This window comes from Shewanella aquimarina, assembly GCF_023349185.1.
In the GTDB taxonomy this organism is placed as follows: domain Bacteria; phylum Pseudomonadota; class Gammaproteobacteria; order Enterobacterales; family Shewanellaceae; genus Shewanella; species Shewanella aquimarina.
On the sequence record NZ_JAKIKY010000002.1, the window covers coordinates 305866 to 324323 of the forward strand.

An 18458-nucleotide genomic window follows, 5' to 3' on the forward strand; every position below is an offset into this window, starting at 1 on the left:
GCCCCTTAGCGTAAAAATAGCTTCATCAGCATACGCTGGATGGCAGTGCCGTAAGGCGGGTGCACCAGCTTGCCCGTGTTCAGCTTGCCGCGGCTTAGTATGGTCTTGGCATGGCTAAAGGTGAGGAAGCCCTCTCTGCCATGGTAGTGGCCCATGCCCGAAGGACCTATGCCACCAAATGGCGCATCGTCCGCCGCCACATGAAATACGGTCTCGTTGATGCAGACGCCGCCCGAGTGGGTCTGGTTGAGCAGTCGCTCTTGGGTATCTGTATCGAAGCTCATGATGTAGAGTGCCAGCGGACGAGGGCGATCGTTTACATACTCTATGGCCGACTCCAGGCTGTCATATTCTATGATGGGCAGCAGTGGGCCGAAGATCTCCTCCTGCATCACCCGCATCTGCTCGTTTACCCCAGTTATCAGCTGCACCGGCAGTTTGCGGCTGCCGGGTGCCATGGTTTCGCCGCTGGTGGGGGTGACCCTGGCACCGAGGTCGACGGCATCTTGCAATACCGCCTGCAGGCGGTCGAACTGGCGTTGGTTGATGATGGCGCCGTAGTCCGGGTTCTGACCTATTTCACCATACATCTGCTTGAAGCGCCTGATGAAGGCCTGCACGAAGGCCTCGCTCTGTCCCTTGGGGAGCAGCACATAGTCGGGGGCGACACAGATCTGCCCTGCGTTGAGGCACTTGCCGTAGATCATCCGCTCCACGGCGGTATCCAGCGGCATATCCGGGGCGATGATCACCGGCGACTTGCCGCCGAGCTCCAGGGTGACCGGGGTGAGGTTGTCGGCGGCGGCGCGCATCACATGGCGGCCAACCGTGGTGGAGCCGGTAAACAGCAGGTGATCGAAGGGCAGCGCCGAGAAGGCGGCGGCGACCTCGGCCTCACCCTCGACTACGGCCACCTGGGTCTCGTCGAAAATCTCGGCCAACATCTGCTTGAGTGCCTTGTTGGTCTCAGGGGTGAATTCAGACAGCTTGAGCATGGCGCGGTTACCGGCGGCCAGCGCCGTGATGAGGGGGCCGATGGAGAGCATCACGGGAAAGTTCCACGGCACTATGATGCCGACCACACCCAGAGGCTGATACTGCACCTGTACCTTGGCGGGCGCCAGCAGTATGCCGGCGTGACGTCGGCTCGGCTTCATCCAGCCCTTGAGCTTCTTCAACGTGTAGTTGATGTTGTTGACGCAGGGCATGATGTCTGAAATACGGCTGTCATCAGTTGATCTGTGGCCATAGTCGGCATTGAGCGCCGAGACGATCGCCTCTTGATGGCTTAGCAGCGCCTGTTTGAGGGCGATAAGCTGTGCCTCACGCGCCTGCCGCGAGGGGGCGCCCTGGGCTCGGAAGCTGGCCTTCTGTTTCGCCAGCAGTTGGTTGAGGCCTTGGCCGATATCGAGGTTGGCGGGCATATTCATGGTGCTTATCCTTATACCAATCGTAATAAATAATTGATCATGCTAGCTTGTTAAAACGCTCGATAACTGTATGAGTATTTTTGATTGTAGAATAACTACTTACCTAAAAATCCTGCTTAGTTCTCAAGGGTTTTTGCTGTGCTGTTTCTGATCACATACTGACCGTGATTGATATTACTCGTTAGGGCGCTAGGCGCCTCTGCTTTATCTCCCTTCAAGCCACCTGAGGTGGTGAAGGATGGGAAAATCACAAAACCGACTGATTAGTCGGTCTAATGTTAGAGGGTTAAATCGCTCGGGTCAAATATTGTTCGATGACGGCGAAAAGTGTGATCTTGATCAAGCGGGTGAAAAGGCTGGAATCCTAAAATGAAGAAGGCAATTTTAGGCTGGATTAAAGGAGCTTGATATGAGCATAAACCTGCATGGTATCGCCATAGGTATAGAGCGCAGTCGGGAGAGTTTTTACCTGGCCTTCAAGGCCGTTGGCAAGTTAACCCACGAAGATTATGAGCAGATGACGCCGCTGCTGGAGTCGGCCCTGGCGGGTATAGAGGCGCCGGAAATCGTGGCCCTCATCGATATCACAGAGCTCGATGGCCTGTCGCTGCACGCCGTCTGGGATGACCTTAAGCTGGGATTGAAACATGGCAAGGAGTTTAAGCGGGTGGCCATCATAGGCGCGGGAGATCTGCAGCAGTGGGCGACCCGGGTCGCTAACTGGTTCACTCCGGGCGAGTTCAGATTTTTCGAGGATAAACGCGATGCGCTCGAGTGGCTGTGTTGATGCTTGTGACGGGTGTCGTATGCAGTAAAGCAGAGGCTGCTTACAGCATTTTGCCAAGGTCTGTTACCAGCGGGAATAGATGACGAGAAGGGCCTGCAATATAAGCGATTTCTGTCAAGCCTGTGTCAATTTTATCCGCTATGCTTAAGTAAAAAGAGAATGCCGATAGCGTTGGGGCCTGTTGGCCTTTCCTGTTTGTTTCTGCGGTAGTTTGTAGGCGTTTAATTAAAGGCGGAGTCAGTGAGGTTATTTTGCTACGCCACTCTGTGATAACGCAGGAGAAATGTCCTACAAGGGCTGCTTAGAAGGGGCCTCTAAATGGCTCGCGTGTTCGGCGAAATGTGTCTAGAGAGAACAGAAAATAAACCTGAAAGCGTAAAAGGTCCTTAAGGAGTAATAGATGAGAAGTGGTCAAATTTTATGCCCGACAGATTTTTCTGAAACGGCTTCCCATGCCCTGTCTTACGCCATCGAGATGGCCAATCTGTATCAGGTGGGATTTCGCTTACTCCATGTGGTCGAGCAGCCGATGGGGGATGAGAATTTTCAGATCCTCGCCATCACGCCGGAAGAGCTCGCCCAGTCGATGGAAGATGCCGCCGCCGAGAAGATGAAGTCCTTGCTGGCCAAGCTCGATAGCAAGTTACCTATCGAGACCATGATACGTCGTGGCGATCCCACCACAGAGATCTTAGCCGAGGCCGAAGAGAGTAATGTCGGTATGGTAGTGATCGCCAGCCATGGCCGTAAAGGTTTGTCTCATTTTCTGCATACCAATGTGGCAGAGGCGGTGGCGAACCGCGCCAAGTGCCCAGTGCTTGTCGTCAAATAGTGCTGGTTTCTAAGCTGACCGTCGGCCGATGGCTGAGGGTGCAGCCTGGTTGTCGTGTCTGTGACAGAGGGAGACGAGCGCCTGATTTGAGGAGGTGAATATGCGTACCCGTCAAATATTATGCCCAACGGATTTTTCCGAGACGGCATCACACGCCTTGAGTTATGCCATCGAGATGGCGACGCTATATGGCGTGGATCTGCGTATCGTTCATGTGGTGAGTGAACCCTACGGCGCCCATAACTATGGGATAGTGGTTGAGAGTCAGGAAGAGCTGGAGCAGCATCTGCATGCCTATGCCAACGGTAAGTTGGGTGAGATTGTCAGGGATGCGCAGATTAAGATGCCACCCCATCTCAAGGTGCACAGCGAAGTACGTACCGGTGGCGTCTTGGGCCAGATACTGCTCGATGCCGAAGAGTACGATGTGGGTATGATAGTGGTCGCCAGTCATGGTCATACCGGGCTGTCTCACCTGCTGAACCCGAGCGTGGCCGAGGAGCTGGCCAACAAGGCCAAGTGCCCCGTGATGGTAGTGAAATAGCCTGATCCTTTCTGTTTGTTTTAAAGCAGTTTGAGGGGGCTTAATACAAGTCATAGCCAGTGCAGGCTAGTTCTTCTACACAAATTGGCTAAGGCGTTAGCATCGGCAGGTATCTTGATGAAGCTGAGCCGCCAGGGCGTGCAATACCTCTGGCGCCGGCTTGGTATGGGCAAAGGTTCTCAGCCCATAGACGCCCATGATGAAGTAGCGAGCCAGGTGTTCAGGGTCCCCCTGAAGTTCTCCCTTATCGACAGCCGAGCTAAATTGCGCCGCAAGCAGCTGCTGCCAGTCTTCCAGGTGCTGCTTGATGGCACTCTCAATCACCTCATCCTGTTGTGCCACCTCATTGAGCGCCTTAGTCAGCAGGCAGGCCTTAGGTGTGCCTTGGCACTGACACTCATCGACTACGCCGGCCAGATACTGTTTGAGCTGCTCAGGGAAGGGGAGGGATGAGCCGAAACAGGCGGCAAGTTCGTCTCGTCTGTCTTGCCCATATTGTTCGATTACCGCCAGCAGCAGGCCGCGCTTGTTGTCGAAGGCGCAGTAGATGGAGCCAGGGTGTAACCCTGTGGCCTTGGTGAGATCTTGCATACTGGTCTTGGCGTAGCCCTTGTCGATAAAGGCATTCATGGCCTGTCTCAGTACTTGTTGGCGATCAAATTCGGCGTTGCGCATCTTGCTCTTGTAGCTGTTTGCTTGGGTGGTAAATGAGATTGTACTTAATTTTGAATGTACGTTCAAAAAAGATCTTGAATCATTTTTCGCCTGGGAGTATCTTGAACGCTCATTCAAGATAGAGAGCCGATTATGACAGCCGATCTGTTTCAGCCTTATGCGCTTAACGCCAGTATTACCCTTAACAACAAGATTCTGATGGCGCCCCTTACCCGTTGTCAGGCCGACGATGATCTGGTGCCAACCCAAGCGATGGCAGACTACTATGCTCGCCGTGCCGATGCCGGGCTTATCATCTCGGAGGCGGTGATCATTCGCCCCGATGGTCAGGGCTACCCCAATACCCCGGGCCTGTTTACCCCAGAGCAGATCCAGGGCTGGCAGAAGGTAACCAGCGCGGTACATGCCAAGGGCGGCAAGATCTTCGCCCAGCTGTGGCACACGGGCCGGGTGGCGCACTCGCACTTCTTCGGTGGACCAACCGTGGCGCCGTCGGCGGTAAAGATTGAAGGCACGGTACCGCGTCAGCGCGAACTGGCCTACGAGATCCCTAAGGCACTGACCGGTGAGGAGATAGCTCAGCTGGTGGCCGACTATTCCCAGGCGGCGGCCAATGCTATCGATGCCGGTTTCGACGGCGTCGAGATCCATGGTGCCAATGCCTACCTTATCGATCAGTTCCTGCATCATGACAGTAACCGTCGCGATGATGAGTTTGGCGGCACGCCGGAGAATATGGCGCGCTTCCCGCTGGCCGTGGTGGATGCCATCATTAAGCGTATCGGCCAGGATCGCACCGCGCTGCGGGTGTCGCCGGGCGCCTATGTCAATATGCAGGGTGATAGCCGGGATCGCGCCGTGTTCGACTACTTCTTAAAACAGCTGGAGTCGCGCCAGTTAGCCTACCTGCACGTGGGGATCTTCGATGATGCTTTGACATTCGACTATCTCGACGGACGAGTGTCTGACTATGTGCGCGCCCATTACAGCCAGACCCTGGTGGGGGTAGGCAGTTACAGCGCCGAGACTGGGGCACAGGCCATTGCCGATGGCCGTTTCGATCTGCTGGCGATAGGTCGTCCCTTTATCGCCAACCCAGACTATGTGGTCAGGGTACGCGACAGGCAGCCGCTGGTGAGTTACTCCGATGAGATGTTGGCCGAGTTGGTTTAAATCGGCGGGTATTTCAGTGAAACAACAAAAAGGGCATATCGCTTCGGCGACATGCCCTTTTTAGTGTGCTTTTCTTAAGCCCTTTTGTTGATGGACTTAGATCAGATCTTCCAGCTCAGGGTGGCGCTGTAGTTCGCCGGCGCGCCATAGAAGGCCTGGGCCCAATAGAGACTGTTGAGGTATTTCTCGTCGGTCACATTGTTGGCGTTGAGGCTCAACTGAAGGTTGTCGTTAAACCGATAGCGGGCCATAAGGTCGACGATGGCATAGGCATCCTGGCGGGTGACGATCGCCTCGCCCGCATTGTCGAATCCCTCGCCGACAACCCCCTGATTGCGGTAGATATCATCCTGCCAACGCATGTTCATGCCCACCGAGAGGCCCTCTATAGCGGCCACATCATAGGTGGCGGCAAACTTGAGCAGGCGACTTGGCGTGTAGGCGGCTACCTTCGCGGCGTTCTCGTCATTGCCATCTATGTCGAAGTCGGTGAAGCCCAGGCTCAGGTTGAGGCCATCGAACACCTCACCGGCTACCTCTAACTCATAGCCCTTGCTGTTGATGCCATCGGCCCCTATGTAGCGTTGATCGCTTGGTGGCAGAGCAGCGGTGCGGGGATCTGGCACCGCCAGGTTGACCTGCTGGACGTCGAAGTAGGCCAGGCTGGCGATCAGGCGGCCGTCAAACAGCTCGCTCTTAAGGCCTATCTCCTTGCTCTCGCCCGTTACTGGGGCCAGTAGGTTGTCGTCGATATCCTTCTCGATTTGTGACTTGAAGGTCTCGGTATAGCTGGCGTAGGCCACGAGTTCAGGGGTGATGCGATAGACGGCGCCCAGGTAGGGAATGAACTGGCTGTCTTCTACATCTTGCACCTTGGCATAGGAGATCCCTTCGGCCTGCCACTTGTTGAAGCGGCCACCGGCGATGAAGTGGAAGCCATCAAACAGGTTGAAACGACCGGTAAAATAAGCGGCCTGCTGCTTGGCACCGACATCGCTGCCACGAGGCTTATCGGCAAACACAGGTTTGGGCGTGTTGCCGTCCCAGGTGTTGAGATCCGGCATGGCCGGGAAGCCGTTACCCGTGGTGTAGTCGTACAGCGAGCTGTCGATGTAGTCCACCTTGGCATAGTTTACCCCGGCCACCAGTTGGTGCTCGCGGCCAAACAGGCTGACTTCACCGTCGACATAGATATCGACCAGATCATGGCTCTCGTCCAGGTCATATTCGCTGCCGTAACCCGTGAGGCCCAGGCCGGTTTCTCTGTCTGGGGTACCGTAGACGTAGAAGAGCTCGGTGTCTTCGTCTGTGCTCTTGTGGGAGTAGGTGGCACGCAGGCGCCAGTCATCACCGAAGTAATGGCTCAGCTCCACGACGGTATTGTCCTTGATCACCTGCCAGTTCGACCAGTTGGCCGAGGTGTTGGTGGATCTGTCGTAGTGGGTCGGGCTGCCGTCTGTGTAGTAAAGCGGCAGGGCGCCCCAGTTGTTGCCGGTGGCATAGTTGTTGATGTAGCTGTGACTGACCGACAGGCTGGTGTCGTCGCTCAGGTTAGCCTCGATGAAGGCATAGATCACGCTCTTGTCTGTCTCGTATCGGTCGAGGTAGGAGTCTTTCTGCTGCTTCACCGCTACCACTCGGGCGGCGAAGGTATCGTTGATGCGGCCGCTGGCGTCCGCCTCGATTCTGGCGTTGTTAAAGCTGCCGTAGCTCGCCTGGAGCTTGAGCTGATTGTCGGCCGTGGGACGCTTGCGGATAAAGTTGACCGTGGCCGAGGGGTTGCCCACGCCCGTCATCAGGCCGTTGGCACCGCGGATCACCTCGATGCGATCATAGATGGCGGTATCTTCGTCGGCATGGTTGTTGCCCGACGTCAGTGGCAGGCCGACGCCGTCGATCTGGAAGTTGGTGATATCGAAGCCGCGAGCCGTGTAATAGGTGCGGTCAGTCTCTATGCGCTCGACATTGATGCCCGTGGCGCTGTCCAGGGCGCTATTGATGTCGTTGAGCTGGAAGTCGTCCAGCTGAGCATCTGTGATCACAGATACCGACTGAGGAATATCTATGATGGCAAGGTCCAGGCGTGAGGCGCCGCCGACCGAGTGGGCGTTATAGCCTTGCACATAGCGGCCGCGAACCTCGATCTTCTCGATCTCTTGGTCACTCTGTTGGTTGTCTTTTTCTGCTTGAATAGTTTGATCTTCTGCGTGGCCTGGCACAGTCGCCATGCTCAGGGCGCAGAAGATAGCGAGGGAAATAGGCTTAAGTTTCATGATCTGTCGTCATCTTAGCAATAGAGGAATAGTGAGGAGCGGTGCAAGGCCGCTGGGGACTCGGCACGCCAATCAAATTAACGCAACAAAGGATATACAAAATAAGCAGGATTTTAAATGGGAATGGTTATCATTTACTTTTGTGTCGAATGTAAAGGAAAGAGTCAATTTTTAAGCCTGGTGGCCGCGTTGACCTTTGCGTTAGCAAGTTTGCTGGCTTTTTCTATACTCAGTGATGTGACTTGGATCAGATTTTAAGATGAGGCTCCCATGAGAAGAAGCGTAATGAGAATAACTGGTTTGCTGCTGATGTCGGCAAGTGCCCTGGTCTTCGCTGGTCAGGCGCTGGCCGGTCAAGAGCAGGCTAAGACGAGTTCGACTCCGGCCTTCGACCATGCCAACGGTAACGCCGCATTCTTGCGCTGCGGTACCCGTACCCCCTCGGATCTCGAGGTGCGCATGCTAAACGAACACCTCAAGGCCCTGAAGAAGCCTGATGGTGTGGGTAACGGCAATGGCGGTGGCAACGGCAACGGCGGTGGTGGCGATGGCGGCACAGGCGGTGACTACAAGGCCGTAGGGTATAATATTCCCGTCTATGTCCATCTCATTCTAAGTAGCAACGGCGACGGCGATGTGTCAGGTCTGGTTGCGGAGCAGATGAGTGTACTGAACAACGCCTTCTCCGGCGCAGGTGGTGGCAGTGGATTCGACACCAAGTTCAGCTTTACCTTAATGGGAACGACAAAAACAACAAACGATGCCTGGTACAGTGCTGGACCGGGCACCAGTGCTGAGCGTGCTATGAAACAAAGCCTGCGTCAGGGGGGCGCCGACACGCTTAATATCTATATCTCTAACCCTGGTGGTGGCCTGCTCGGCTGGGCGACCTTTCCCACAGACTATGCCAGCAATCCCAGCGATGATGGCGTGGTGATCCTCAATCAGTCTCTGCCTGGTGGTACCGCTTCACCCTACAACCAAGGCGATACGGCCACCCATGAGGTCGGTCACTGGCTGGGCCTGTATCATACTTTCCAGGGGGGCTGTAATGGTGGAGACCAAGTGGCCGATACTGCGGCGGAGCGTTCGGCGGCCTATGGCTGCCCAACGGGACGCGATACCTGCAGGCGCGATGTTGGTGACGATCCTATCTACAACTTCATGGATTATACCGATGACAGCTGCATGGTCGAGTTCACTCAGGGGCAGTCCGAGCGTGCCGATATCTTAAGCGGCGCCTATCGCTGGCCAAGTAACTAGCCTCATGACAAATTCCATGCTGAAACAGGGCCTATGGTGTATCGCCATGGGCCTCTGGTTGTGGATGAGTCCTGCTTTGGCTGAGCGGCTGCGCGCGCCGGATTTTGTCCCTTGTGAGCGGAACCAGCTGACTTCCTGGCAGGGGGAGGTGTTCAACTACCACAGAAGCGAGACACAGATTGCCTTCGGCATTCGCACCGTCGACGGCACGCTAGAGCGTCTGGATATCGCCTATCGTCTTAAGCAGATGCGGCTAAATGGCGGGCTGTTTACCCTGCCAGACTGGAAACGGATCGAGCTTTCTCCCGGCGTGCTCAGGCCCTCGGTGCGGGTGAGAGTATGGCGCTGCGATAACGCCGGCGCCATCAGCTTCATGATCGACTGGCTCGAGTGATCCAGCCAGAGCCCTTAATCGCTAAGCTCTTAGTCGCTAAGCATAGCGGCGACGCTGCCGCAGAGTGTCATCAGAAATAGAAACCACTTGAGTACCTTGGGACTGACCTTGATTGCCAGCTTGACCGCCAGATGGGCACCCACCATGGTGCCTGCCGCTAGGATGAGGCCAGGCAGCCAGAGGATCAGATCTTCCTTGATAAAGATAAGCAGGGAGGCCAGGGTGAAAAACAGTGTACAGAACACCTTGAGGGCATTTGCCCTGACCAGATCATACCTTAGGCTACCCGCCAGGGCGGCCAGCAAGACGAATCCCACTCCCGCCTGCACGAAGCCACCGTAGATCCCGGCCAGGGTCAGCCAGAACCAGGACTTGGGCGTGTCTTTGACTCTGTTGACCGGGGTGCCCAGCTCGGGGGCTATGATGGCGGGGCGCACTAGAATGATGAGCGCCATCAACAGCATGGTGCCCAGCAGTAGGGGTTTTATCAACGTACTGGGGGCGTAGGCGGCGAGGCCTGCACCTATGAAGCCGCCGACTATGGTTGGCAGCAGAATCGGCCCCTTGTCATCCGTATCTAGCTTGCCATGTTTGTAAAAGCCCAGCATGGCGGTGATCGATTGCACCGTCACCCCGACACGATTGGTGGCATTGGCCACCTCGGCGGGCATGCCCATGACCATCAGGGCTGGCAGGGTAAGGTTAGAGCCGCCGCCGGCCAGGGTGTTGATGATGCCAGCCAAGAAGCCGGTGACGACCAGCAGCAGGCCGTGGGTGAGGGTGATCTCCATGGGTACTCCTTACGCCCTAATGGGGAATGACTCGCAGGATAGGTTAGAAACTCGAGCCAGGTTCGGCGAGAAACGCCAGCTCCTCGTCGGTGGACTTGCGCCCCAGAATCGCATTGCGATGGGGATAGCGGCCGAAGCGGTCGATAATCGCCTTGTGGCGCTGCTCGAACGCCAGGTTATTCTCGGCGCCCTCGCGGTTAAAGAGGATCAGTGCCACCTCGTGAATTGCCTGGGATTCGCTGTGCATGTAGGGCATGTAGAGAAAGGGCACCTGCTTAGGTTGCAGTTGCTTATCGATACCGGCCGCTACGGCCTCCTGAGCCAAGGCCAAGGCCATGGGATCGGCGGCGAAGGCCTCGGGCGTATCCCGGTAGATGTTACGGCTAAACTGATCCAGTAGGATGATCTCCGCCAGGCGTCCCTGTGGTGTGGTGCGCCAGTGATAGAGTTCGCCCTGTTTTGCCTGGGTGACTAGCTCACCGAAGCGACGGGCTATTGTCTGGTCAAAGGCGAGATCTTTGATAAACCAGGCCTTAGGTTCGATCTCCTCGAACCAGAAGCGAATAATCTCGTCTGGCGTGTGGGCTATCCTGTTCATGTTTGCTCCTTATCTTCACCTATATCCAGTTTTTCGGATCTTGCCTGGTCAAATTTAACGCGGTTTCGGCGATCAATCTAGCCTCTTTCAGGGGAATATAGGGGATCACTAAGGGGCCTGAGGCTAGGCCTAAGTGCAGGTTAGCCAATGACTTACGCCTCTGTCCCGGTGTTTGTGATATACAGATGTCCTGAGTCTTACTCAGAGGCACCAGTCGCCAGGTTTGCCCCAGAGCGCCTGTGTGGATCCAGCAGTCGTCGCCCTCCAGGTGATAGCCCCACTGCCGATAGTTGAGATAGAGGCCGATAAGCGCCACCAGGGTGAAGCCGGCAAGGAGTTTGGTGAAGGGATTGATGCCGACGATTGAGGTTATCACTATGGGGAGCAGCACTAGCAGGGCGGCGCGGCGCCAAAACCAGCCGATATCTATCCCCTGATAACCTGTGGGTAAGGCATTGGCCTTGGCGGCCAAGTTATCTAATCGCTTGAAGGCCTGTGGGATCTCTGCTTGGGTCATGCTGGGGATCAACAGGTGACGCTTGCTCAGCTGCTCAATCTCATTGCCCTTCACCTGTTCAAAATGCACCGTCCAGCGGCCGATTAGCCGGCCTATGGCGGGCTGTTCGAAGCGTACCAGTTGTACCCTGTGTAGGCGCAGGGCATCTTGTTGCTTGGCCAGTATGCCACCGGTTCTGTGTAGCGTGCCCTGGCGCAGGCTGAGGCGATAGGGATAATACTTAAGCACGGCCGAGGCGATGGAGATTAACGAGAGCAGCAGGGCGAGTAGCGCCAATACGGCCAGTATCGCCAGGATCTGATAGACAAGCCCGGTGGCGACGTTGGCCTGATACCAGTGCCAGACTCCTTGTACCAGGCTGTTCTGCCCCAGGGATTCCCAGTCTACCTGGCCTATGATGGAGCCCGAGATCAGTGATAACCAGATGAGGTTATTCTGATAGAGGCCGAAGATCAAAAGCGCCTTGAGATCTTTGGCGACCACCAGGCCTTCGCCGCGGCGTCCCGATTGGTCGGTGTTGACGGCTATGGTCTGACGGTCAGCCTGAACCGCCTCATTGTGCCCCTCAATTGATTCGCTATTGTCTTTAATTGCTTGAGACGGAAATAGCTGTTTCTTGAGTAACATGGCCTGACGGTAGTTAACCGCCGCCAGCACTGCCTCATCTTGCTTGGAGCCAGCCGTTTCCACCACTAGGCTGTAGAGACCTAGGGGACGAAAGTAGAGGGGCTGCTCCAGACGCACGTTTTGGATCTTGTTGAGTGGGATCTCGTGCGCGCGTTTAAACACTAGCCCCTGGCGTATCCCCAGCTTGGCATCACTGAGCCGGTATCTGTATCTGGCCCACTGCAGGCTGGCATAGGTGAGTGTGATGAGTATGACGCCAAGGCCGACCAGTAGCACCCAGGGAGAATTAAAGCCCTGCTGCCAGCCGGTATAGACCAGGGGGATCAGGGCATAACCATTGGTGAGTATCTGTTTCAGGCTGCCAACGCTGAAGCTGACTATTGACCAGGGAGACAGGCTCGCCCATTGGGCGAAGCGCATACTCATGGGTTATGCCTCATCTTCGCCGGTGGCTTGTTTTTGGGAGGCCTTGGCTAACAGGTGCTTGCGCAGTGGCTCCGCCGTGTCATCGCCCAGACCCGGCAGGCTGATCTCGGCGTTACCACTGCCGGCACTGAAACACTTGAGGGTGTGCTGACGAAAATAGCGCTCCAGCGGTCCCTGAGACAGGCTGACATGTTGTAAGCGGGTATAGGGTAGGGCGATCTTCTTATGCCAAATCAATCCCTTCTGCATGATGAACTCGTGGTCGAATACGCCATAGGCGAAAGAGAGGGCGTAGCGATAACGACCGTAGCTAACAACGCCTGCCAGGACAAGCAGCAGGGTCACCAGGGCGATGATCAGGCCGCCGGGCAGGTTGAGTAGTATGGCGGCCAGGGGCGCAATGATGAGCAGCGGCGTGAAGATCAGTAGGTTCTCTATCTGCACCTGATGCAGATAGGCCCGTTCCAAGGGAGTCAGAGGCACTTCGTCTATGCTGATCCAATCCGGCTGCTCCAGCCTATGCCGGGCCTGCATCGAGGCCGAAGCTTGAGGAGTCACATCTTCCATTTGTTATCCTGCTAAAGTTGGCAATTGACTGACTATAACATCTTTCCTTTGGCTGTCAGCCATTTGCGTCTGTATGAGATGGATCTTTTATGTTACAAGAGTATAAAAAATAATAGTGATAACAAGTTAGAGAAGAGAGGATGTCTTGAGCGCCGAGTTATCTAAGCAGAAAATCGCCTTCCTGAGAAAGCTCTACCTGGCCCATATGATCGACGGTGAGCAACACAACTTACTGTCGTTGAACAAGGCCACCTCTATGCCACGCCGCACCCTGCAAGATGCGATTGCCGCCATGGGGGATATCGGCATTACCTGCACTTTCGTGCAGGACGGCGAGCGCCATAATGCCGGTTACTATCGCCTCAATGACTGGGGGCCTATCGATAAGGCCTGGGTAGCGAGCCATATCGAGACCATCGCCCAGTCGTTAACGCCTAGCCGATAGTTTTGCGGATAGTGCGAATCTGAGAGGCTTAGTGATTTAGCAGGTAGAAGCCAATAAAGCCTAACCAGCTGAGGGCCAGTAGCAGCCAGGGCAGCTTGCGGCTGGTCGGCGTCTCTTGGCGCGGCTCACTCAGTTGTTCGACGGGCTGACGCTGCTTTTCCTTCAAGACTTGTTTGCGCTGCTTATCCCTGTCTCTGGCCTTACTTTTCTGGCGCTTCTTATATTCGGCGATCCCTTTCTCTATTCCCTGGGCGATAAGCTTGGTCTGTTCCTTGGTTTGTCCGGGTTTCTGGGTGGCCTTGGCAATTTTCATCGCCTCATCCTTGGTTTCGTTGGAGATCTGCTGCGCCATAAGGTCATTAAGCTGATGAATGATGGCCTCACTATAACATGAGTCGGGCGCCAGGGTTACGGACCTTGTTTGCTGGTATGGCCTTCGCCCCTATACCATAGTATGAGTATGATTTAGTTAAGTTATCGCTTAACCTGTCTGTGGCAAATTCAATCAATAATAATACCCTGCTATCAAGGACAAGATCATGCTCAATAAGGCCGCAAAACCTCTGGTCAAGTTGGTCGACCGCTATCTGCCCGACCCCTATATTTTCGTGTTACTCCTCACCCTGCTGGTATTCATTGCCGCAATGCTGGTGGAGCAGCAGAGCCCCTTGCAACTGGTTACCTACTGGGGCCAGGGATTCTGGGCCCTGCTGAGTTTCTCCATGCAGATGCTGCTGGTGCTTGTGGCCGGTTATATGCTGGCCAGCTCGCCGCCCATTAAACGCCTGTTAGATGGCATCGCCGCCCTGGCCAAGAGTGCGCCCCAGGCGATCATCCTGGTGACGTTAGTGTCGCTGCTGGCCAGCTGGATCAACTGGGGCTTCGGCCTGGTGGTGGGGGCTCTGTTTGCCAAGGCGCTGGCGCGTCAGGTGAAGGTGGATTATCGCCTCTTGGTGGCCAGTGCCTATTCGGGCTTCGTGGTCTGGCACGGCGGCCTGGCGGGTTCGATTCCCCTGACCATAGCCACCAAGGGGCATTTTGCCGAAGATAAGATAGGCATTATCCCTACGGACACGACTATCTTCGCCGGATTTAACCTGGCGCTGGTAGCGATCCTCTTCGTGCTCATCCCCTTGGTTAACCGCTTCATGCTGCCGAGCCAGGAGGAGAGTATCTATGTCGATAAGGAAAAGTTAGCTGAGCCCGAGGTCAAGACAGAGGCAGTTACCCGCCCGGCGGATTACCTGGAAAACAGCCGGCTGCTGGCCTGGGCCGTGGGTGGTGCAGGCCTGGTATATCTGGGGCAATACTTCTTCGCCTCAGGGGGCAAGCTCAACCTGAATATCGTTAACTACCTGTTTCTGTTTCTCGCCATCATATTGCATCAGACGCCGCGCAGCCTGCTGATCAGCCTGAATGAGGCGATTAAGGGCGGTGCCGGCATAGTGATCCAGTTCCCCTTCTATGCGGGGATCATGGCGCTCATGGTGCAGTCTGGCCTGGCACAGAGCATCTCCTCAGGCTTCGTGGCCATCGCCAGCGCCGAGACCCTGCCGTTCTGGAGCTTTATCAGCGCCGGTATCGTTAATATCTTCGTGCCCTCGGGTGGCGGCCAGTGGGCGGTGCAGGCCCCCATCATGTTACCGGCGGCCGAGGCGCTGGGCGCAGATGTGGCGCGTATCGCCATGGCGGTGGCCTGGGGCGATGCCTGGACCAATCTCATCCAACCCTTCTGGGCCCTGCCCGTGCTGGCGATCGCCGGGCTTAAGGCGCGGGACATCATGGGCTTCTGCCTGATGCAGCTGATCATCACAGGCATAGTGATCAGCATAGGCCTGACCTGGTTCTAGTCAGCGCTCTGTTGAACCTGAATGAGGTGACAAACAAAACCCGCTTTTCCCGGCGGGTTTTGTTATTCTGTCAGCCAAGTGTCGCGCGCTGACTAAAAGGAATGCCAGCTTGTCTCAATCTCTCTCTTCCGCCGTACCTCAGGACAGGAAACCCAGTCCTAAGCGGTCGGTTTTGCCCTGGAACGGCAGTTTCCTGCGCCCCTATCGTGGCAAGGTGATCGCCGCCATAGTGTTTCTGTTTATCGGCTCCCTCGCCTGGCTGTCGCTGGGCCAGGGGGTACGCCTCATGGTGGATGAAGGTTTCCTTAGGGAAAATAGCGAGCGCCTTAACGAGATCATCTTGCTGGTGATAGGCATCACCGCCCTGAGCAGTTCGGCCATCTTCTGCCGCTTCTACCTGATGACCTGGCTGGGAGAGCGGGTAAGCGCCGATATCCGCCTCAAGGTGTATGACCATCTGCTCAAGCTGTCGCCCGGTTTCTACGCCAGGCTGCGCACCGGCGAGGTGATCTCCCGCTTCACCGCCGATGCCACCCTGTTGCAATCTGTGGTGGGCTCCAGTCTCTCCATGGCGCTGCGCGCCAGCGTTACCGTAGTGGGCGGCCTGGTGATGATGGCGATCACCAGCCTTAAGCTGACCGCCCTGGTGCTGCTCGCTGTTCCCTTGGTGCTCGGGCCTATCTTCTTCTTTGGCCGCAAGGTGCGCGAGCTGTCTCGTAAAAGCCAAGACAGGGTCGGGGATCTGGGGGCCTATGTGGATGAGTCGCTGCATGAGATCCATACGGTGCAGGCCTATTGCCATGAAGACCGCGACAGACAGCTGTTCTTCGAGCGGGTCGAGGCTGTGATGGAGGCGGCCAGGGGACGCATCAAGTACCGCGCCATACTCATTTCTCTGGTGATGTTTCTCAGTATCTTGGCCATCGCCCTGATCACTTGGGTGGGCGCCAAGGATGTGATGAGTGAGGCGATCAGCCCGGGCGAGCTCTCTGCCTTCATGTTCTATGCCGTGATGGTGGCGGGCGCCGTGGCGACCATCAGCGAGGTGATCGGCGAGATCCAGCGCGCCGCCGGTGCGACGGAGCGGCTTATCGAGCTGGTGGAGACGCCTATCGATATTCCTGTTGCGCCAACTCCGCTAAGCCTGCCGAGCAAGGTGCGTGGCGAGCTGAGCCTCAAGCAGGTACGTTTCAGTTATCCTGTTCAGGCCAGTGCCGATAGTGCTGAGGGGATGGAGGCGCAGGCTGGCGTCGAGGTGATCCGTGGCCTGAGCCTGAATATCGCACCCGGTGAGCGGGTGGCCCTGGTGGGGGCGAGCGGGGCGGGCAAGAGTACCCTGTTCGAGCTATTGCAGCGCTTCTATGTGCTGGACAGCGGGGTGATCGCCCTGGATGGTATCGACATCGCCAGTCTGAGTCCGCAGCTGCTACGTCAGCAATATGCACTGGTGCCCCAGGAGTCGGTGATCTTTGCCACCAGCGTGCTGGAGAATGTGCGTTACGGTCGCCCCAATGCCAGCCTGGAGGAGGTGCAGGCGGCCTGTGTAGCCGCCCGCGCCGACGAGTTTATTGCTGATTTTAGCGAGGGCTATCAGACCTATCTGGGTGAGCGCGGTGTGCGCCTGTCGGGCGGACAGAAGCAGCGTATCGCCATCGCCCGGGCGATACTGGCGGACAGGCCGGTATTGCTGCTGGATGAGGCCACCAGTGCCCTGGATGCGGTCAGTGAGCAGAAGGTGAAGCAGGCGCTGGATGTGCTGATGCAGGGGCGCACCACACTGATCATCGCCCATCGCCTAGCGACGGTGCTCAACGCCGACCGTATACTGGTGATGGATAAGGGGGAGCTGATCGCCAGCGGTACCCATGGTGAGTTGATGCAGAGCAACAGCCTCTACCGCGAGTTCGCCAGCTTGCAGCTGCTTACCGAAGAGGCCTAAAGGATAGGAGAGTGAGATAAGGGCAGACAGGTTATATCTGCTCTTATCTGTTTCTATATTTAGCTAGACTAGCCTCTATGGCCGCCGTGGCCACCACGGCACTGATGGCGGGTTTCTCTGCCGCCATCTTCGACACCGATCTCACCGCCATCTTCAAACAGCTTAAATTCGCCTTGAGTCATATCGTTTTGGGTCGGGTCATCAAGGTGCCCGAGGCAGGTGTAGCCCACCCGATAGTTGCCGGCGGGCAGATAGCCCATGGCAAAGAACCAGTTGCCATTGTTGTCTTGGCGTATGGGGGAGATGGCCACCGGCGAGAAGAGGCCGTCGTCGCGGCTCTGGGCTATGTCACCCATCTGCGCCAGGCCGGTCACCTCGCTCGGGTAGAGATAGGCCATGTGATAGAACTGGCCGCCCTCGGGGGCGCTCGCTGCGTATTGAGTCTCACAATCGGCGATCCATTGAGGATCCATCTCGCCGAAGATGTGTCCCATGGTGTCGTCGTCGATGGAGTAGATACCGTGATGGTTGAGTTGATATTGGCCATCGGAAAGGTGCATTGACTGGTAGAGGTCGATCTCCATGGTCAGGTTGAGGTGCTGATGTTCGCCCAGGGTGAAGTTTGCCATGGGGAGGCGACCATCTTCTATCATCAGCGGGTGCTGGCCCTGGCCGTTTTCGATGAGGCAACCCTGGGCCTGATCGCCATTAACCAGGGTGAAGTGTACGTCGTGATATTGGCCCGCGGGGAGTTCTAGGCCGTCGATCACTCTGTGGCTGTCCATGCCTTGGAAGTCCAGCAGGTTAAACCTGTGCTGGGCCATATCCTGAGTGTGCCGCTGGCCGTGAGCATCTGTCATCACCAGTTTATCGAGCACCAGCTCGACCCGGCTGACCTGACTCATGGGTGAATCGGACAGGGCGATACTTACTGTACCTGTGGCGAGTGGCTCTGGTGGACTGGTGTCATCGGAGCCGCCGCAGCCGCTGAGCATAAGGCCAACGAGGGTGAAGGGTAAAAAAGCTAGGGGTAGAGTTAAGGGTCGCATCTTGATTAAACCTTTTAATGAGTTTTTTCTAATGGTTTTATTCATTCTAAGGAGTACTTGCACAAAATGTAGGGAATTGTTGGTTAAAATTTGTACTTTGTGAGAGGGCTAACGCTTAGGACGCTCAGCCCTTGATGGTCAAAATAAAGTGCGATAGGGAGACGGGCTTTATCATTGGAGAGCATTATCACAGGAGAGCTTTATTACAGGAGAGCGTTAGTGCTTGTGAACCTAAGGCCATCCCCCTGCGTATTGGTTTGACGAATTGTTTTTCCAAT

Annotated in this window: 18 protein-coding genes; 9 read left to right on the top strand and 9 right to left on the bottom strand. The window is 56.1% G+C overall.

Annotation, left to right across the window (positions count from 1 at the left end; all coding sequences use genetic code 11):
* Window positions 1-5 precede the first annotated feature (5 nt).
* Window positions 6-1430 (bottom strand): coniferyl aldehyde dehydrogenase, encoded by a 1425-nt coding sequence (locus L2731_RS03485; protein ID WP_249251855.1) that lies wholly within the window; start codon window positions 1428-1430, stop codon window positions 6-8.
* Window positions 1431-1839: 409 nt separating this feature from the next.
* On the opposite strand from L2731_RS03485, the gene L2731_RS03490 reads away from it, so the two are divergent.
* From L2731_RS03490 to L2731_RS03500, 3 genes are all read left to right on the top strand, one after another.
* Window positions 1840-2217, top strand: coding sequence for a SpoIIAA family protein (locus L2731_RS03490; protein ID WP_249251856.1), 378 nt, complete (start codon window positions 1840-1842; stop codon window positions 2215-2217).
* A 400-nt stretch (window positions 2218-2617) separates the two neighbouring features.
* Window positions 2618-3049, top strand: coding sequence for a universal stress protein (locus tag L2731_RS03495; RefSeq protein WP_041508556.1), 432 nt, complete (start codon window positions 2618-2620; stop codon window positions 3047-3049).
* Window positions 3050-3149: 100 nt separating this feature from the next.
* A complete protein-coding gene (locus L2731_RS03500) occupies window positions 3150-3593 on the top strand; it encodes a universal stress protein (RefSeq protein ID WP_239852287.1) in 444 nt (147 codons plus the stop codon).
* A gap of 96 nt (window positions 3594-3689) precedes the next feature.
* Here L2731_RS03500 and L2731_RS03505 read toward each other — a convergent pair whose 3' ends face one another.
* Complete coding sequence (locus L2731_RS03505; RefSeq protein ID WP_239852285.1) at window positions 3690-4268, bottom strand: TetR/AcrR family transcriptional regulator; 579 nt, start codon at window positions 4266-4268, stop codon at window positions 3690-3692.
* Window positions 4269-4400: 132 nt separating this feature from the next.
* On the opposite strand from L2731_RS03505, the gene L2731_RS03510 reads away from it, so the two are divergent.
* A complete protein-coding gene (locus tag L2731_RS03510) occupies window positions 4401-5441 on the top strand; it encodes an alkene reductase (protein WP_249251857.1) in 1041 nt (346 codons plus the stop codon).
* 101 nt (window positions 5442-5542) lie between these two features.
* On the opposite strand, the gene L2731_RS03515 is transcribed toward L2731_RS03510, so the two are convergent.
* A complete protein-coding gene (locus L2731_RS03515) occupies window positions 5543-7714 on the bottom strand; it encodes a TonB-dependent siderophore receptor (protein ID WP_249251858.1) in 2172 nt (723 codons plus the stop codon).
* Between the two features lie 285 nt (window positions 7715-7999).
* Here L2731_RS03515 and L2731_RS03520 point away from each other — a divergent pair, with 285 nt between their 5' ends.
* On the top strand, window positions 8000-8977 hold the full coding sequence (locus L2731_RS03520) for a zinc metalloprotease (protein WP_249251859.1): 978 nt from the start codon (window positions 8000-8002) through the stop codon (window positions 8975-8977).
* Window positions 8978-8981: 4 nt separating this feature from the next.
* Window positions 8982-9371 (top strand): hypothetical protein, encoded by a 390-nt coding sequence (locus L2731_RS03525; protein ID WP_249251860.1) that lies wholly within the window; start codon window positions 8982-8984, stop codon window positions 9369-9371.
* A 29-nt stretch (window positions 9372-9400) separates the two neighbouring features.
* Here L2731_RS03525 and L2731_RS03530 read toward each other — a convergent pair whose 3' ends face one another.
* From L2731_RS03530 to L2731_RS03545, 4 genes are read right to left on the bottom strand one after another with little or no spacing between them, the layout of a single operon-like run.
* Entirely contained in the window at window positions 9401-10162 is a 762-nt protein-coding gene (locus tag L2731_RS03530) for a sulfite exporter TauE/SafE family protein (protein WP_249251861.1), read from the bottom strand.
* A 43-nt stretch (window positions 10163-10205) separates the two neighbouring features.
* A complete protein-coding gene (locus L2731_RS03535) occupies window positions 10206-10760 on the bottom strand; it encodes a DUF924 family protein (RefSeq protein ID WP_249251863.1) in 555 nt (184 codons plus the stop codon).
* A 19-nt stretch (window positions 10761-10779) separates the two neighbouring features.
* Window positions 10780-12330, bottom strand: a complete 1551-nt coding sequence (locus tag L2731_RS03540) for a PH domain-containing protein (RefSeq protein WP_249251864.1) — start codon at window positions 12328-12330, stop codon at window positions 10780-10782.
* A 3-nt stretch (window positions 12331-12333) separates the two neighbouring features.
* Window positions 12334-12897 (bottom strand): PH domain-containing protein, encoded by a 564-nt coding sequence (locus tag L2731_RS03545; protein ID WP_249251865.1) that lies wholly within the window; start codon window positions 12895-12897, stop codon window positions 12334-12336.
* Between the two features lie 145 nt (window positions 12898-13042).
* Between L2731_RS03545 and L2731_RS03550 the strand changes: the two genes are divergently transcribed.
* Window positions 13043-13342: a winged helix-turn-helix domain-containing protein gene (locus tag L2731_RS03550; RefSeq protein ID WP_041508566.1), complete on the top strand. Its 300-nt coding sequence runs from the start codon at window positions 13043-13045 to the stop codon at window positions 13340-13342.
* Between the two features lie 28 nt (window positions 13343-13370).
* On the opposite strand, the gene L2731_RS03555 is transcribed toward L2731_RS03550, so the two are convergent.
* Window positions 13371-13694: a DUF2956 domain-containing protein gene (locus L2731_RS03555; RefSeq protein WP_249251866.1), complete on the bottom strand. Its 324-nt coding sequence runs from the start codon at window positions 13692-13694 to the stop codon at window positions 13371-13373.
* 187 nt (window positions 13695-13881) lie between these two features.
* Here L2731_RS03555 and L2731_RS03560 point away from each other — a divergent pair, with 187 nt between their 5' ends.
* Together L2731_RS03560 and L2731_RS03565 are read left to right on the top strand one after the other, a co-directional pair.
* Window positions 13882-15192, top strand: a complete 1311-nt coding sequence (locus L2731_RS03560) for a short-chain fatty acid transporter (RefSeq protein ID WP_249251867.1) — start codon at window positions 13882-13884, stop codon at window positions 15190-15192.
* A gap of 109 nt (window positions 15193-15301) precedes the next feature.
* Window positions 15302-17131 carry an ABC transporter transmembrane domain-containing protein gene (locus tag L2731_RS03565; RefSeq protein WP_249251868.1) on the top strand — a complete coding sequence of 610 codons (1830 nt, stop codon included), beginning with the start codon at window positions 15302-15304 and terminating at the stop codon, window positions 17129-17131.
* Between the two features lie 68 nt (window positions 17132-17199).
* Here L2731_RS03565 and L2731_RS03570 read toward each other — a convergent pair whose 3' ends face one another.
* On the bottom strand, window positions 17200-18180 hold the full coding sequence (locus L2731_RS03570; RefSeq protein WP_249251869.1) for a DUF4382 domain-containing protein: 981 nt from the start codon (window positions 18178-18180) through the stop codon (window positions 17200-17202).
* Window positions 18181-18458: the final 278 nt, after the last annotated feature.